The following is a 14,611-nucleotide window of genomic DNA, read 5'->3' as shown; positions in this document are numbered from 1 at the left end:
ATGCCTACGCAATATTGCGTATTTCACAGTCACTAGAGTCTCGTTAATCTAGCAACATGTTTTTAAAGGTGATGTTGAATTATTCCACCAAAACTACAAATAAAAACAAATGATTTTTTTGTATGACTGACAATATTTTTATTAATGGAGAGTTGTAATGACATTTAAACTTAAGAAAAGCCTATTAGCAACTGCTGTAAGTTCTATGCTGTTGTTACCGGCAATGAGTGCACAGGCAGGCGGAACAATTTCATTTGGAGATGATAAGTCAGTGAGTGTTGGTTTTGGCATGCGTGGGGGTTATAGCTCAGTTGAAGATGCTGCTGCTGATGGAAGTAGATCAAACGACTTTGCTTTGGAAAGTGCGCGGCTGTATCTATCAGGTTCATTTAATAAATACATCAAGGGTATGTTGAATACAGAAAAAAGTAATGGCGAAAGCTGGGAAATTATTGATGCTAACGTGCAATTGCAAATGACACCAGAAATCGCTATTTGGGCAGGTAGATTCTTATCTCCAAGTGATCGCGCAAACATGGCTGGCCCATACTACTCAATGGGTGGTGGGTATTGGTCTAATATCGCATCACGTTACGGCTGGAATGGCGGTATTATTGGTCGCGATGAAGGTGTAGCAATTGTTGGTAGCGCAATGGATAACAAAATTGGTTATTCATTTGGTGCATTTGAAGGCCAAAACATTTTCAGATTTAGTGGTGTAAATGCACAATCACAATCTAGCACTGCTGCAAAAGCCACGAATGCAGATGATAAATTAATGTACGCAGGCAGACTTCAAGTTGACTTTTGGGACGCAGAGCCAGGCTACTATGGTACGGGCAATTACTTTGGAGCAGCAGATATTTTAGCTATTGGTATTGCGGGCAGACAAAAGTCTGATGGTGCTATTAGCTTAACTAAAGCAGGTGACTACAGCTCATACAGCGTAGATTTCTTAATGGAGAAAAAAGACGTTGGGCTAGGTACGGTTTCCGCAGAGGCTGCTTACTATGATTATGATACCGATGATGTCTTTTTAAGCGAGCAAGGTAAAGCATATTCAGCAGGTGCGGCTTATTTATTTAACCAAGCTGTCGGTTGGGGCAAGTTTATGCCATTTGCACGCTATCAAAAGTTTGAGTCTGATGCAACAACTGCTGATACAACCAAAAAATGGGAAATTGGTACTAACTACGTGATTGCTCCTTACAATGCGTTACTGACAGCGGCTTATTCAGATACTAAAGTGTCTGGCTCAGACAGTAACAATGCCATTAATGTTTCAATGCAATTCCAGTTCTAAACCAGTATTTATCTCCTAAGATAACACTTTGGCGCAGTAACATTTAAATGTTGCTGCGCCTTTTTTTGTCAAGTTAATGTTAATGAATCTTAAAAAATTCGATTTATTTACCACCTAACATTTTATGAACTTGGCAAGCAAGTTGGGCGATTGAGTATTCATCTGTGCCTGATTTTAAAGCTGTGAAATCATTCATTAATTTTTCCGACATCAATAATTTATTTGTCGTGCTATAAAAATCCAATGACGTGACTTTATACAGAGGTTGATTGCAATTGAACTGCGTATTTTTTACTACATATTGATAAGTCATTAATTTTTTCTTGTTAGTCAATGACTGACTTTTCTTAAATATAGTTTTAGTTAAAAAATAGGGAAAGCCATTTGCAACATTGTAAGAATCAATGTCGACAAAAATTTCATAATCGGCTTTCTTAATAATGGAATCCCATTCCACTGCCATTACATTGATGGATATTGTGAGTAAAACAGCACCCATTAGAAGTTGTTTTTTAATCATAGAGTTGAATCATTCCGCACTAAAGTATTGGTATTAAATTAGCACAAAAATCTCTTTTAAAAGTGTTTATCACCTACGCAATTTGACGTATTTCATTCCATCATCCAAGCCCTTAATCTAACACCATTGCAAAACGCTATATCTCTGCAAGTTGGTATTGATTGATGCATGCAAACATGCATATTTTGTTGATTTTTACTTGTGAGTTTATCTGAAATATAAGCTGGAGGATGCCAATGAAAACGTTAGTTAAATTAGATTTAGACAAAAAACCTTGGGAGCAGGAAGGCCAAATTCATAATCGTTGGCATCCTGATTTACCTATGATTGCCATGGTTAAACCTGGCGATGAGTTTCGTGTTGAGTGCATGGACTGGACAGGCGGCCAAATTGGCAACAATGACAGCGCCAATGACGTACGCGATGTAGATTTAACACAAGTACATTACTTAAGTGGCCCAATTGGCGTAGAAGGTGCTGAACCTGGCGATTTAATGGTGGTTGAAATTTTAGATGTAGGCACTTTTGAAGATAGTCAGTGGGGTTTCAACGGCATTTTCGCTAAGGAAAATGGCGGCGGATTTTTAGTTGATCAATATCCTGAAGCACGTAAATCTATTTGGGATTTTCATGGCATTTATACCACATCACGCCACGTGCCAAACGTTAGATTCGCCGGCATTATGCACCCAGGTTTAATCGGCTGCTTACCTTCAAAAGAGTTATTGGAGAAATGGAATCAACGTGAAGGTGATTTGATTGCTACAGAACCTGACCGTGTTCCTGCGCTGGCATTGCCACCTAACCCATCTTCTGCAGTCATGGGTAAATTAACTGGTGAGGCTGCGAAAAAAGCTTCTATGGAAGGCGCACGTACAGTGCCGCCACGTGAACATGGTGGCAACTGCGATATTAAAAATCTAACCAAAGGTTCAAAGGTTTATTTCCCTGTGTATGTGAAAGATGGCGGTCTCTCTATGGGTGACCTTCACTTCTCACAAGGCGATGGCGAAATCACTTTCTGTGGTGCTATTGAAATGGCTGGTTATTTAGACATCAAAGTCAGCTTAATCAAAGACGGCGTGAAGAAATACGGCATTAAAAACCCTATTTTTGAACCAAGTGTGCTCACGCCAACTTATAAAGACTACATCATTTTTGAAGGTATTTCGGTCAATGAGCAAGGCAAGCAGCTCTACTTAGATGTGAATGAAGCTTATCGCCAAGCTTGTTTGAATGCCATTGAGTATATGAAGAAATTTGGTTACACCGGTGCGCAAGCGCTCTCTATTTTAGGCACAGCACCTATCGAAGGTCATATCAGCGGCATTGTAGATATTCCTAATGCCTGCGCTACTTTATGGTTACCAACTGAGATTTTTGATTTCGATATGAAGCCAAATGCGGATGGGCCAAAAGTGATGGTGAAACAAGGCATTGATACTGCTAAAACCAGCTAAGCCAAAGACCGAATAAGGAGTATTTGCATGCCAGTTTATGAATATGAATGTGATACCTGCGGCGTTTTTACTGCACTTAGAAAAATGAGCGAATCTAGTGAGCCTGCGTTATGTGATGAATGCGGTTGCGAAAGTCCGCGCATTCTTTCAGCACCTCGCTTATCCGTCATGGATAGAACGCAGCGTGTAGCACATGAACGGAATGAAAAATCTGCGCATGATCCGAAAGTAGCAAAACGTTCAAGCTGTGGCTGTGCTGGTTCACACACGTGCAAAACAAGCACAAAGGTAAACCCAGAAACAGGCAAAGCGGCGTTGCAAATGCAAACCAAAAAGACAGCAAGACCTTGGATGTTATCGCATTAAAGCACTAAAAAATGATGTAAATGTTAGAAGAAGTAAATGAGTTTAGTTGTGGTTTTTTTATTTTTTAAATTTAGGAGACAGAGTGATGAGTAATTTAAATAGGCGTAACTTTATGAGAGTTGGTGGCGCTTTAGCTGCTGCACTTCTTTCGGCCGGTATTTTAACTAATACTGCTTTTGCTGCTGACACCTCAACAGCTAAGGTAATGACTACAGGTCTAGCTGTAACAGACACAACTGTTAAAGTTGGTATCTTACATTCAGCTACAGGCACGATGGCAATCAGTGAAACTGGCTCTATTCAGGCTGAGAAATTAGCGATTGAGCAAATTAACGCCATGGGTGGTATTTTGGGTCGTAAGATTGAAGTGATTCAAGAAGATGGCGCGTCAGACTGGCCAACTTTTGCTGAAAAAGCAAAAAAATTACTTGCCTCAGATAAAGTGGCAGCGGTGATGGGTTGCTGGACATCAGCATCACGTAAAGCGGCACTTCCAGTATTTGAAAAAGAAAATGGTTTGCTTTTTTACCCAACGTTCTATGAAGGTTTAGAGCAATCTAAAAACGTGTTCTACACAGGCCAAGAAGCAACACAGCAAATTCTAGCTGGTTTGGACTGGATTGCTAAAGAGAAAAAAGCTAAAACTTTCTACCTCATTGGTTCTGACTATATTTGGCCACGTACTTCAATGAAAATCGCACGTAAACATATTGAGCAGCATTTGCATGGCTCAGTAGTTGGTGAAGAGTACATTGCTTTGGGGGATACACAATTTGGTTCTGTGATTAACAAAATCAAACTTAAAAAACCAGACGTCATTTACGCGGCTGTGGTGGGTGGTAGTAACGTTGCATGGTTTAAACAGTTGAATGCAGCAGGCTTAAATTCAACGAAACAAACAATGTTAACGATTTCTGTCACAGAGGACGAGGTATTAGGTATTGGTGGTGAAAACTTAGCTGGTTTCTACTCAGCCATGAAGTACTTTCAATCTCAGGATAATCCAGAAAACAAGAAATTTGTAACTGCATTCAAAGCAAAATACGGCGAAAAATCCGTGATTGGCGATGTAACACAAGCCGCGTATTTAGGCCCATGGTTATATAAAGCAGCAGTTGAACGTGCTGGTAGCTTTGATGTAGATAAAGTACAAGCAGCATTACCAGGTTATGTGTTCAAAGACGCACCAGAAGGTTCTGTGACTGTTGAGAAAAACCATCACTTAACAACCAAGTTACGTATTGGTCAATGGGGCAAAGATGGTCAAGCAAAAGTGGTATACACCTCTGGCTACATCAAACCAGATCCATTCCCAAAAGGTTATCAATAGTATTAGCTTAGTTTGAAGATGCAGCAACTTAGCAATAAGTTGCTGCAATCTAAGCATAAATAAGTTTTTATTTTTAGTAGCGATTATGTAGGAGGCCGTATGTTTGGATATTCGATGGCAGATATAGGCAATATCATGGTAATGCAAGGCTTTTCAGGCCTGAGTATGTTTACCGTATTGTTGCTAATGGCACTTGGCCTAGCCATTATTTTTGGGCAAATGGGCGTAATCAATATGGCGCACGGTGAGTTTATGACCATCGGTGCTTACACCACAGTGATGCTTTCTAAAGTTGCAACGACTTATGGTTTTGTTAATTATTACTTTGTTTTTGCCATTATTTTGGCCTTTATTCTAGCGTTCGCGTTGGGATATTTTATTGAATTTATTATGATTCGGCATCTCTATAAACGCCCCTTAGACACGCTATTAGCGACATGGGGGTTGAGTTTAGTGATGCAGCAATCATTTCGTTCGACTTTTGGCGCAAAAGAAGTTAGTGCTGAATTACCTGAATGGATGTTGGGTTCATTCAAACCAACACCCGATATCGACATACCGATTAACGGTGTATTTGTGATGATACTTGCCTTGTTAGTGACTGCTGGTGTTTACATGTTTATGTACCGCTCACGCTGGGGCTTAAGAGTACGCGCAACGGTACAAAATCGTGTGATGGCTGGCGCTGTTGGTATCAATACGCAAAAAGTGGACCGTGTAACGTTTGCCTTAGGTTGTGGAATTGCTGGGATTGCAGGAGCTGCATTTACCACGATTGCCTCTACTGGGCCAACCACAGGTACGCTTTATATTGTAGATAGCTTTATGGTGGTGGTGTTTGGTGGTGCTGCTAGTTTGATGGGTACGATTGCCTCGGCTTTTGGTATCGCACAAGCTCAATCTATCTTGCAGTTCTTTATGACTAGCTCTATGGGTAAGGTCTCTACGTTGTTGGTCATTGTTGGCATCTTAATGATGAAACCAGAAGGCTTGTTTGCTTCAAAACTTCGTAAGTAAATGATTTGGCATATAGATAGTTTAAGTAAACAGACAGGAGAATACGCATGAACACATCCTTAAGTAAATTGGTTGGTGGCAAAGAGGGGTTGGTTGGCTTAGCTGTACTTGCCGCGATTATCTTTGTAGTGTTGCCGCTAGGTGTTGATATTTTTAGATTAAATTTGGTTGGAAAATACCTCACTTACGCATTTGTAGCCGTGAGCTTGGTATTGTTATGGGGTAATGGCGGTATTTTAAGCTTAGGGCAGGGTATATTCTTTGGTTTAGGCGGTTATGGCATGGCAATGTTTATGAAGCTTGAAGCCTCAGATCCTATAACCACCAAAATACAAACCACGCCTGGCATTCCAGACTTTATGGACTGGAACCAAATCACCTCATTACCTTGGTTCTGGGAGCCGTTCAAGAGTTTGCCTTTAACAATATTAATCATATTAACAATCCCCGCTTTATTTGCTTACTTAATTGGCTTTGCCATGTTTAAACGTCGTGTAGGCGGTGTTTACTTCGCAATTATCACGCAAGCCATTGCACTGATATTAAGTATTTTGATTGTGGGTCAACAAGGTTTTACAGGTGGTGTTAACGGAATTACCGACCTTAAAACAGTGTGGGGATGGGATACACGTAACGACAGCGCGAAATACATTTTGTACTATCTCAATGGCTTTCTATTGTTTGGTGCAATCTTACTTTCTAAATATGTGTTGAATAGTAAGTTCGGTATGTTGTTACTAGCGATGCGTGATAAAGAAGAACGCGTGCGTTTTTCTGGCTATGACGTATCAAATTTCAAGATTTTCATTTTCTGTCTAGCAGCCATGATTTCAGCAGTTGGTGGTGCCATGTTTACACTACAAGTTGGTTTCATGTCGCCATCTTTTGTAGGTATTGTGCCATCCATTGAAATGGTCATTTTCTGTGCAGTGGGTGGTCGCGCTTCCTTAATTGGTGCGGTGTACGGTACCCTATTTGTTAATTTCGGTAAAACATTTTTTTCAGAAAGTTACCCAGAGCTCTGGCTTTTCATTATGGGTGGGTTGTTTATTGCTGTTGTGATGTTCTTTCCTGACGGACTAGCTGGCATTTGGGCTAAATACAGCCATAAACTTAACTTCTTTAAAAAAAAGTCTAGTGTGATAGTAGCTGAAATGCCAAGTGATATTACTAAGAAAGACGCTGATAAAAAAATGGCAAATGATATTGGTGTGACTAACATTGAAGGAGCGAAAGCATGAGTAATACAGACTTTGTGCTAGCCATTGAAGATTTAACGGTTTCGTTTGATGGATTTAAGGCCGTAGATAACCTGACAATGTATATCGATAAAAATGAGTTGAGGGTTGTCATTGGCCCAAATGGCGCAGGCAAAACCACCGTATTAGATTTAATCTGTGGCAAAACTAAATCGACAAACGGCTCGATTAAGTTTATGAACCATGAACTCACTAAACTTTCAGAACATGAAATTGTGCGCGAAGGCGTGGGGCGTAAATTTCAAACACCGTCAATTTATGAAAACCTTTCGGTGTATCAAAATTTAGAAGTCTCTTACCCTAAAGGTCGCAGTGTTTGGGGGAGCTTATTCTTTAAGCGTACGGCAGAAGTGAAAGAGCAAGTGTTAAAAATCGCCGAAGAAATCATGTTAACTAATTTCTTAGACATGGAAGCTGCCTTATTGAGCCATGGTCAAAAGCAATGGTTAGAGATTGGTATGCTACTGATGCAAGACCCTCAGCTATTAATGCTTGATGAGCCTGTGGCTGGGATGAGTGCAAAAGAGCGCGATCAAACAGCTGAGTTGCTCAACAAAATAAGTAATAATCGTTCAGTACTGGTGATTGAGCATGATATGGAATTTGTAAAGAAAATTGCTCACAAAGTTACCGTATTGCACCAAGGAAAAATCTTAGCTGAAGGGCCTATGGACCAAGTGCAAGAAGATGAAAAAGTAATTGAGGTTTATCTTGGACATTAAGTTCAACCAATAACCCGCCCATTAGGAGACTTGATATGTTTGAAATTGAAAATCTGCAAGTAAGTTATGGTCAAAGCCAAGTGATACAAGGGCTTAACTTTACAGCTAATAAAAATGAGACGCTTGCAATCATGGGTCGTAACGGCATGGGTAAAACCACGCTATTTAAATCACTCATGGGTATTTTGCCCAGCAAAACGACAAAAGCCGTTGTTGATGGCGTTAGTTTAGAAGGTGATGATAGCTATCAACGTGTAGCAAAAGGTTTAGCCTATGTGCCGCAAGGTCGTATGATTTTTCCAAATATGACCGTACAGGAAAACATAGAAACAGGCTTGGAAAAATCTAAAACACGTGAAATCCCAGAAGATATTTATGCACTTTTTCCTGTGTTGTACGACATGCGTAAACGCAAGGGTGGTAACTTATCTGGCGGTCAACAGCAGCAACTCGCCATTGCTCGTGCGTTAGTGACTAACCCTAAGGTCTTGTTACTAGATGAACCAACAGAAGGTATTCAGCCATCTATCATCAAAGATATTGCTAAAGTATTAAATGAGATTCGCAAAATGCGAGAAATTACCATTATTGTTTCAGAGCAAGTGTTGAGTTTTACCATGGAAATTGCAGATCGGATTATTGTCATTGATAAAGGCAAGTTCATTCATGAAGATACACGAGAAAATGTAGACGCTGCGAAAATTAAAGGTTATTTATCAGTTTGAAATTTAGTATGCAAAAGATTTATGGAATCATGGAGTGATGGATGATTCAAGCACACGACCAAGCAACAGCCCTGTAGCTCAGGACACACCTGCACTTAAGCGCTGGGAAGCATGCTTAAATTTGAATTTTTCAAAACGACTTCAGCGGAGTTATTTAGCGAAAAATGTGCATATAGGTCCTTTGGTGTTGCAGAAATCACTTCACCCAGAAGGTGATGCGGTTTGTCATGGGGTTGTGGTGCATCCACCTGGTGGCGTAGCGGGTGGAGATTCACTCACACTTAATGTGAGTCTTAATCAGAACGCATATGCCTTGCTCACTACGCCAGGTGCAGGTAAATGGTATAAAGCTAATGGTCAGCAAGCCTGCCAGTACTTGAAATTTAATTTGGGGAAAAATACTTGTTTTGAGTGGTTGCCACAAGAAAATATTTTGTTTGATGGTGCCCAAGTTAAGTTTAGCTCAGAAGTAAATTTGGAAGCAGAGGCCAAATATGCGGGATGGGAAGTGCTTTGTTTTGGTCGCCAAGCGCAAAAAGAGCTTTGGCAAACAGGTAGCTTGCATCAAGGTTTGAGTATTCGGCGAAATAATAAGCTGATATGGAATGAGCTGGGATTTTTGGAGCCAGATCATAAAGTGATGCAGTCGATAGTGGGTTTACATGGCAATGCAGTCTCAGCAAGTTTTGTAATTGCTGCTGGTAAAGTGCCAGATGAAGTATTAGCGGCATGTAGAGAAATACAGCCAAAATTAGCCTTGGATATGCAGGCTAAATATGGTGTGACTGCGATGCCAGAGATATTTTCTGCAAGATATATTGGTCAATCTGCGCAATGTGCACGACAATATTTTGAGTTGTTATGGCAAATTTTGCGCCCTTGGTATGCAGGGCTAGAAGTCACAAGACCTAGAATCTGGAACACGTAAATAGTTAAAATTTAAAAGAAAGTGTTTGAATGGAATTAACTGTATGGAATTAACCCCTAGAGAGAAAGATAAGCTACTTATTTTTACTGCTGGCTTACTTGCAGAACGTCGCAAGGCGCGTGGTTTAAAGCTTAATTATCCAGAATCTATCGCGCTTATTTCAGCCGCCATTATGGAAGGTGCGCGTGACGGTAGAACAGTGGCTGAACTTATGAGCTACGGTACAACTTTGCTGACGCGTGATGATGTCATGGAAGGCATTGCAGAAATGATCCCTGATATTCAGATTGAGGCAACCTTTCCCGATGGGACAAAGCTTGTCACTGTTCACCACCCAATTCCATAAAAAATGATCGCCATGTTGCCATACTGCGTTGCTTATAAAAAAACACTCCTTACATATTTGTTATACGCCGCGATGTACTTTTTTTACGCGCGCCTTGTCTGGCTTAATGCTGACCATTTTTGCTCAGAAAGGTAGTTATGATTCCAGGTGAAATGAAAATAGCAAAGGGTGATATTAGCCTTAACGTCGGAAGAGCCACAGTGACTATAGATGTATCAAACAAAGGTGACCGCCCAATACAAATAGGTTCGCATTATCACTTTTTTGAAACTAATGAAGCTTTAAGTTTTGATAGGCAAGCGGCTTATGGATTTAGGTTAAATATTGCATCAGGCACTGCTGTGCGTTTTGAGCCCGGTCAAACACGTACCGTAGAGTTGGTAGCGCTGGCTGGCGATAGGAAAGTATATGGCTTTGCGGGCAAGGTCATGGGAGCACTCAAATGAGCGTGAAAATAGACAAGCAAGCCTACGCAGAGATGTTTGGCCCAACCGTTGGCGACAAAGTGCGTTTAGCCGATACCGAGCTTTGGATTGAAGTAGAAAAAGACTACACGCTATATGGTGAGGAAGTTAAATTCGGCGGCGGCAAAGTGATTCGTGATGGCATGGGTCAAGGCCAGTTATGTGCTAAAGATGTCGCTGATACGGTGATTACGAATACCCTAATTATTGACCACTGGGGAATTGTTAAAGCGGATATTGGGATTAAAAACGGACGTATTTCTGCCATTGGTAAAGCAGGCAACCCTGATATTCAACCTGCGATAACCATTGCGATTGGTGCAGGTACCGAGATTATTGCAGGTGAAGGCATGATAGTGACCGCTGGGGGGGTTGATACGCATATCCATTTTATTTGCCCGCAACAGATAGAAGAAGCACTGATGTCTGGCGTGACAACTATGCTAGGCGGCGGCACTGGGCCAGCCACGGGCACATTTGCGACCACTTGCACGCCAGGTCCTTGGCATATTCATCGTATGTTGCAATCGGCTGATGCATTCCCAATGAACTTAGGTTTTCTAGGTAAAGGTAATGTGAGTCTACCTGAGCCTTTGCGTGAGCAAGTTGAAGCGGGCGCGATTGGATTAAAGCTACACGAAGACTGGGGTACAACGCCTGCCGCCATTGATAATTGTTTGAATGTAGCCGAGGAAATGGACATTCAAGTGGCGATTCACTCTGACACTTTGAATGAATCTGGCTTTGTAGAAACAACGATTGCAGCATTCAAAGACCGTACTATTCATACCTTTCATACCGAAGGTGCGGGCGGCGGGCACGCGCCAGACATTATTAAAGCGGCAGGTTACGCCAATGTATTGCCATCATCGACAAATCCTACACGTCCATTTACCGTCAATACTATCGATGAGCATTTGGATATGCTCATGGTTTGCCATCACCTAGACCCTGCAATTGCGGAAGACATTGCTTTTGCTGAAAGCCGCATTCGTCGCGAAACCATTGCCGCAGAAGATATTTTGCATGATTTAGGCGCATTTTCTATGATGTCATCTGACTCGCAAGCGATGGGGCGCGTAGGTGAAGTAATTATCCGCACATGGCAAACCGCGCATAAAATGAAAGTGCAACGTGGCGCTTTAGCTGAAGATTCTGCTAACAATGATAACTTTCGCGTGAAACGGTATATTTCCAAATATACAATTAACCCTGCGCTAACACATGGCATTGCTGATACAGTAGGTTCAATTGAGGTAGGAAAATTAGCTGACTTAGTGATATGGCGACCAGCATTCTTTGGCGTGAAACCATCGACTATTCTAAAAGGCGGCATGATTGCCGCAGCCGCAATGGGCGACCCAAACGCCTCTATTCCAACACCGCAACCAGTGCATTATCGCCATATGTTTGGCGCTTATGGGGGCGGACTTAAAACTTCAGTCACGTTTGTTTCACAAGCAGCTTTGCATAATCCTGCTGTGGCGGCGCTTAATTTAAATAAAACCCTAGTGCCTGTTCGTGGCACTCGCATCGTCAGAAAAGCAGACATGATTCATAACGGATATATGCCTAAAATTGATGTAGACCCTGAAACTTATATTGTGCGTGCAGACGGAATTTTATTAGCCTGTGAGCCAGCGAGTGTATTGCCAATGGCACAACGTTACTTCTTGTTTTAGGCATGAACTTATATGATTAATATTAACAAGCGTCTTGACCCATCTTCTCAAATTAAAGTAAGTGACCAATTGGTACTACCCTTTGATTTACGGCAAAAAAGTCGCCTGCGTGTGACTCTGGAATCTGGGCTGGAAGCGGCCTTAATGCTTGAACGTGGCACAATATTACGCGGTGGTGACCTACTTGAAGCTGATGATGGTCGAATTGTTGAGATTATTGCTGCGCCACAAGCTGTCACTGACGTGACCGCAAAAACATCGCAGGCGCTCATGTGTGCCGCTTATCACCTAGGTAATCGTCATGTACCTTTGCAAGTCGGCGATGGCTGGTTGCGATTAGAGCAAGATCACGTATTAAATGAAATGCTAATTGGTCTAGGCATGACTACCATTAACCAAAGTGCACCTTTCGAGCCAGAAGCCGGTGCCTATGGCGGTGGTCATCGACATGGTGGCGATGACGACAATTATCATAAACTGCCATCTAAAAGGTTAATGCCGCATGCTCAAGCAATCTAACATCGCGCTCAGTCGATTATTGCAACTTGCTAGCCCGATGTTGCCTGTCGGTGCATATAGTTATTCTCAAGGTTTAGAATGGGCTATTGAATGCGGCGATGTGCATCATCAAGCGAGCGCTAAAAATTGGATAATTGACGTGCTAGACCTTTATCAAGGACGTTACGAGCTGCCGATACTTTATCGCATGTTTCAAGCCTGGCAAGTCGGAGACATGGACACGATCATTGATTGGGATGTAAAGTTTCAAGCAGGGCGTGATACTGCGGAGTCTTTAGCAGAAAGCCGTCAGATGGGCTATTCACTCCGACGTTTACTCAATGACGTTGGTACGTTGCCAGCAGAGTTTATGGCTAAAATGAATGCGCTTGAAGCGCCTGCTTTTCCTACGGTTTACGCAGGTATCGCCCATGAGTGGGAAATTCCTGTTCAAGATATGTTGCATGCCTATGCTTGGTCTTGGGTAGAAAACCAAGTCAGCGCAGCTATGAAAGCTGTTCCACTTGGTCAAGTTGCAGGTCAAAAAATCTTATTGGAAATAGGTGAAAGTTTGCCAAGTTGTGTAGCACAGGCAATGCGTATAGAAAATGTTGCCATTAGTAATTTTGTCCCTGGCCTCAGCGTTGCTGGGTGTCGCCATGAAACCCAATATAGTCGATTATTTAGATCATGAATTCTACAAAGCTAAAGCCTAATACTCAAACAGAACCCTTACGTGTCGGCATCGGCGGGCCGGTCGGCTCGGGTAAAACAGCCTTAACCTTGGCGCTTTGTCTGCGTTTGCGCGAGGTCTATAACATTGCGGTAGTGACCAATGATATTTATACCAAAGAGGATGCCGAGTTTTTAACACGTAATGAAGCACTGACACCAGACCGTATTATTGGGGTGGAAACTGGTGGATGCCCGCATACGGCAATTAGAGAAGATGCATCGATGAACCTCGAGGCCGTTTCGCAGCTATGCGCCCGTTTTGAGGCCTTAGATATTGTCTTTATTGAAAGCGGTGGCGATAATCTTGCCGCAACTTTTAGCCCAGAACTTTCAGACTTAACTATCTATGTGATTGATGTTGCTGCAGGTGAAAAGATTCCTCGCAAGGGCGGACCAGGCATTACTAAATCTGACTTACTTATAATCAATAAAATAGATTTAGCGCCAATGGTAGGTGCATCCTTGGAAGTAATGGATAGAGATGCCAAACGTATGCGTGGCGAACGCCCATTTATTTTTACAAACCTAAAAATTGGGCAAGGCTTAGAAGAAATTGTTAAATTTATTGAAAAACAAGGCTTGATGCTTTAGGAGCAAAGATATGAAAAAACAAATCACATTAGCAACTTTATTTTCACTGTTTTCCAGTATGGCTATTGCTCATCCTGGGCATGGTTTAGGTAATGCATATGCAGGTTTTATGCACCCTCTCACAGGTTGGGATCATTTAATGGTGATGCTGGCAATTGGCTTTTGGGCCGCTAAGCTAGGTGGCAAAGCGCGTTGGCAGTTACCTGCAACTTTTATTGTCATCATGACGATAGGCGCTGCGTTAGGTTTCTTAGGCTTAAATTTACCAAGTGTAGAAATGGCTGTTACTGCCAGCGTAATGGCGATGGGTGTCCTATTGATGATTAGTTTACCTATAAATAAGGTTATGCAGTTGAGCCTTACCGCAGTATTCGCTTTATTTCACGGGTTGGCGCATGGTGTAGAACTTCAGTCACAATCCAACTTCGCTATCCTTGGAGGGATGCTTTTCGCAACGACTATGCTGCATGGCGTAGGTTTTATGATGGCTAGTCAACGCATTAAAATTGGTTGCTGGATTAACAACTCTTTTGCTTGGCTACTGGTGCTTGCGGGTAGCTACTTATTATTGAGTTAGTCGGATATTTATCGGAAATAAATTTATAGAATTTAAAATTCTTAAGTTTCATTGGCTCAAGGTACGTTTGTTGCTTACAACAATATAC

17 protein-coding genes are annotated in these 14,611 nt (G+C 41.8%); 16 read left to right on the top strand and 1 reads right to left on the bottom strand.

Going from position 1 to position 14,611, the window contains the following annotated elements; genetic code table 11:
* Positions 1-157: 157 nt before the first annotated feature.
* Positions 158-1,303, top strand: coding sequence for a porin (locus PSV17_RS07955; protein ID WP_300481339.1), 1,146 nt, complete (start codon positions 158-160; stop codon positions 1,301-1,303).
* Between the two features lie 103 nt (positions 1,304-1,406).
* Here PSV17_RS07955 and PSV17_RS07950 read toward each other — a convergent pair whose 3' ends face one another.
* Positions 1,407-1,823 carry a surface-adhesin E family protein gene (locus PSV17_RS07950; RefSeq protein WP_300481338.1) on the bottom strand — a complete coding sequence of 139 codons (417 nt, stop codon included), beginning with the start codon at positions 1,821-1,823 and terminating at the stop codon, positions 1,407-1,409.
* Positions 1,824-2,059: 236 nt separating this feature from the next.
* On the opposite strand from PSV17_RS07950, the gene fmdA reads away from it, so the two are divergent.
* The 15 genes from fmdA to PSV17_RS07875 all read left to right on the top strand — a co-directional run bounded on the left by fmdA (position 2,060) and on the right by PSV17_RS07875 (position 14,523).
* Positions 2,060-3,283, top strand: coding sequence for a formamidase (gene fmdA, locus PSV17_RS07945; RefSeq protein WP_300481337.1), 1,224 nt, complete (start codon positions 2,060-2,062; stop codon positions 3,281-3,283).
* Between the two features lie 27 nt (positions 3,284-3,310).
* Positions 3,311-3,649, top strand: coding sequence for a zinc ribbon domain-containing protein (locus PSV17_RS07940; protein ID WP_300481335.1), 339 nt, complete (start codon positions 3,311-3,313; stop codon positions 3,647-3,649).
* Positions 3,650-3,734: 85 nt separating this feature from the next.
* Positions 3,735-4,979, top strand: coding sequence for an urea ABC transporter substrate-binding protein (gene urtA / locus PSV17_RS07935; RefSeq protein WP_300481332.1), 1,245 nt, complete (start codon positions 3,735-3,737; stop codon positions 4,977-4,979).
* 99 nt (positions 4,980-5,078) lie between these two features.
* Positions 5,079-5,996 (top strand): urea ABC transporter permease subunit UrtB, encoded by a 918-nt coding sequence (gene urtB / locus PSV17_RS07930; protein WP_300481329.1) that lies wholly within the window; start codon positions 5,079-5,081, stop codon positions 5,994-5,996.
* Positions 5,997-6,043: 47 nt separating this feature from the next.
* Positions 6,044-7,237, top strand: a complete 1,194-nt coding sequence (gene urtC, locus PSV17_RS07925; RefSeq protein ID WP_300481328.1) for an urea ABC transporter permease subunit UrtC — start codon at positions 6,044-6,046, stop codon at positions 7,235-7,237.
* Complete coding sequence (gene urtD / locus PSV17_RS07920; protein ID WP_300481325.1) at positions 7,234-7,977, top strand: urea ABC transporter ATP-binding protein UrtD; 744 nt, start codon at positions 7,234-7,236, stop codon at positions 7,975-7,977. The genes urtC and urtD overlap by 4 nt, the downstream gene beginning before the upstream one ends.
* A gap of 35 nt (positions 7,978-8,012) precedes the next feature.
* Positions 8,013-8,702: an urea ABC transporter ATP-binding subunit UrtE gene (urtE, locus tag PSV17_RS07915; protein ID WP_300481323.1), complete on the top strand. Its 690-nt coding sequence runs from the start codon at positions 8,013-8,015 to the stop codon at positions 8,700-8,702.
* Positions 8,703-8,739: 37 nt separating this feature from the next.
* Positions 8,740-9,630, top strand: coding sequence for an urease accessory protein UreD (locus tag PSV17_RS07910; RefSeq protein ID WP_300481320.1), 891 nt, complete (start codon positions 8,740-8,742; stop codon positions 9,628-9,630).
* A 43-nt stretch (positions 9,631-9,673) separates the two neighbouring features.
* Positions 9,674-9,976, top strand: a complete 303-nt coding sequence (gene ureA, locus PSV17_RS07905) for an urease subunit gamma (RefSeq protein WP_013148061.1) — start codon at positions 9,674-9,676, stop codon at positions 9,974-9,976.
* 137 nt (positions 9,977-10,113) lie between these two features.
* Positions 10,114-10,422, top strand: a complete 309-nt coding sequence (locus PSV17_RS07900; RefSeq protein WP_300481318.1) for an urease subunit beta — start codon at positions 10,114-10,116, stop codon at positions 10,420-10,422.
* Positions 10,419-12,122 (top strand): urease subunit alpha, encoded by a 1,704-nt coding sequence (gene ureC, locus PSV17_RS07895; protein WP_300481317.1) that lies wholly within the window; start codon positions 10,419-10,421, stop codon positions 12,120-12,122. The genes PSV17_RS07900 and ureC overlap by 4 nt, the downstream gene beginning before the upstream one ends.
* 12 nt (positions 12,123-12,134) lie before the next feature.
* Positions 12,135-12,641 carry an urease accessory protein UreE gene (gene ureE, locus PSV17_RS07890; RefSeq protein WP_300481315.1) on the top strand — a complete coding sequence of 169 codons (507 nt, stop codon included), beginning with the start codon at positions 12,135-12,137 and terminating at the stop codon, positions 12,639-12,641.
* Positions 12,625-13,314 carry an urease accessory protein UreF gene (locus PSV17_RS07885; RefSeq protein WP_300481312.1) on the top strand — a complete coding sequence of 230 codons (690 nt, stop codon included), beginning with the start codon at positions 12,625-12,627 and terminating at the stop codon, positions 13,312-13,314. The genes ureE and PSV17_RS07885 overlap by 17 nt, the downstream gene beginning before the upstream one ends.
* Positions 13,311-13,946, top strand: a complete 636-nt coding sequence (gene ureG, locus PSV17_RS07880) for an urease accessory protein UreG (RefSeq protein WP_300481309.1) — start codon at positions 13,311-13,313, stop codon at positions 13,944-13,946. Before PSV17_RS07885 ends, ureG begins: the two co-directional genes overlap by 4 nt.
* Before the next feature lie 10 nt (positions 13,947-13,956).
* On the top strand, positions 13,957-14,523 hold the full coding sequence (locus PSV17_RS07875) for a HupE/UreJ family protein (RefSeq protein WP_300481307.1): 567 nt from the start codon (positions 13,957-13,959) through the stop codon (positions 14,521-14,523).
* The last annotated feature ends 88 nt before the right edge of the window (positions 14,524-14,611 follow it).

This window comes from Methylotenera sp. (assembly GCF_029946165.1).
In the GTDB taxonomy this organism is placed as follows: domain Bacteria; phylum Pseudomonadota; class Gammaproteobacteria; order Burkholderiales; family Methylophilaceae; genus Methylotenera.
Note: the sequence above shows the minus strand (reverse complement) of the source record. Positions and strands in the feature narration are given on the sequence as shown.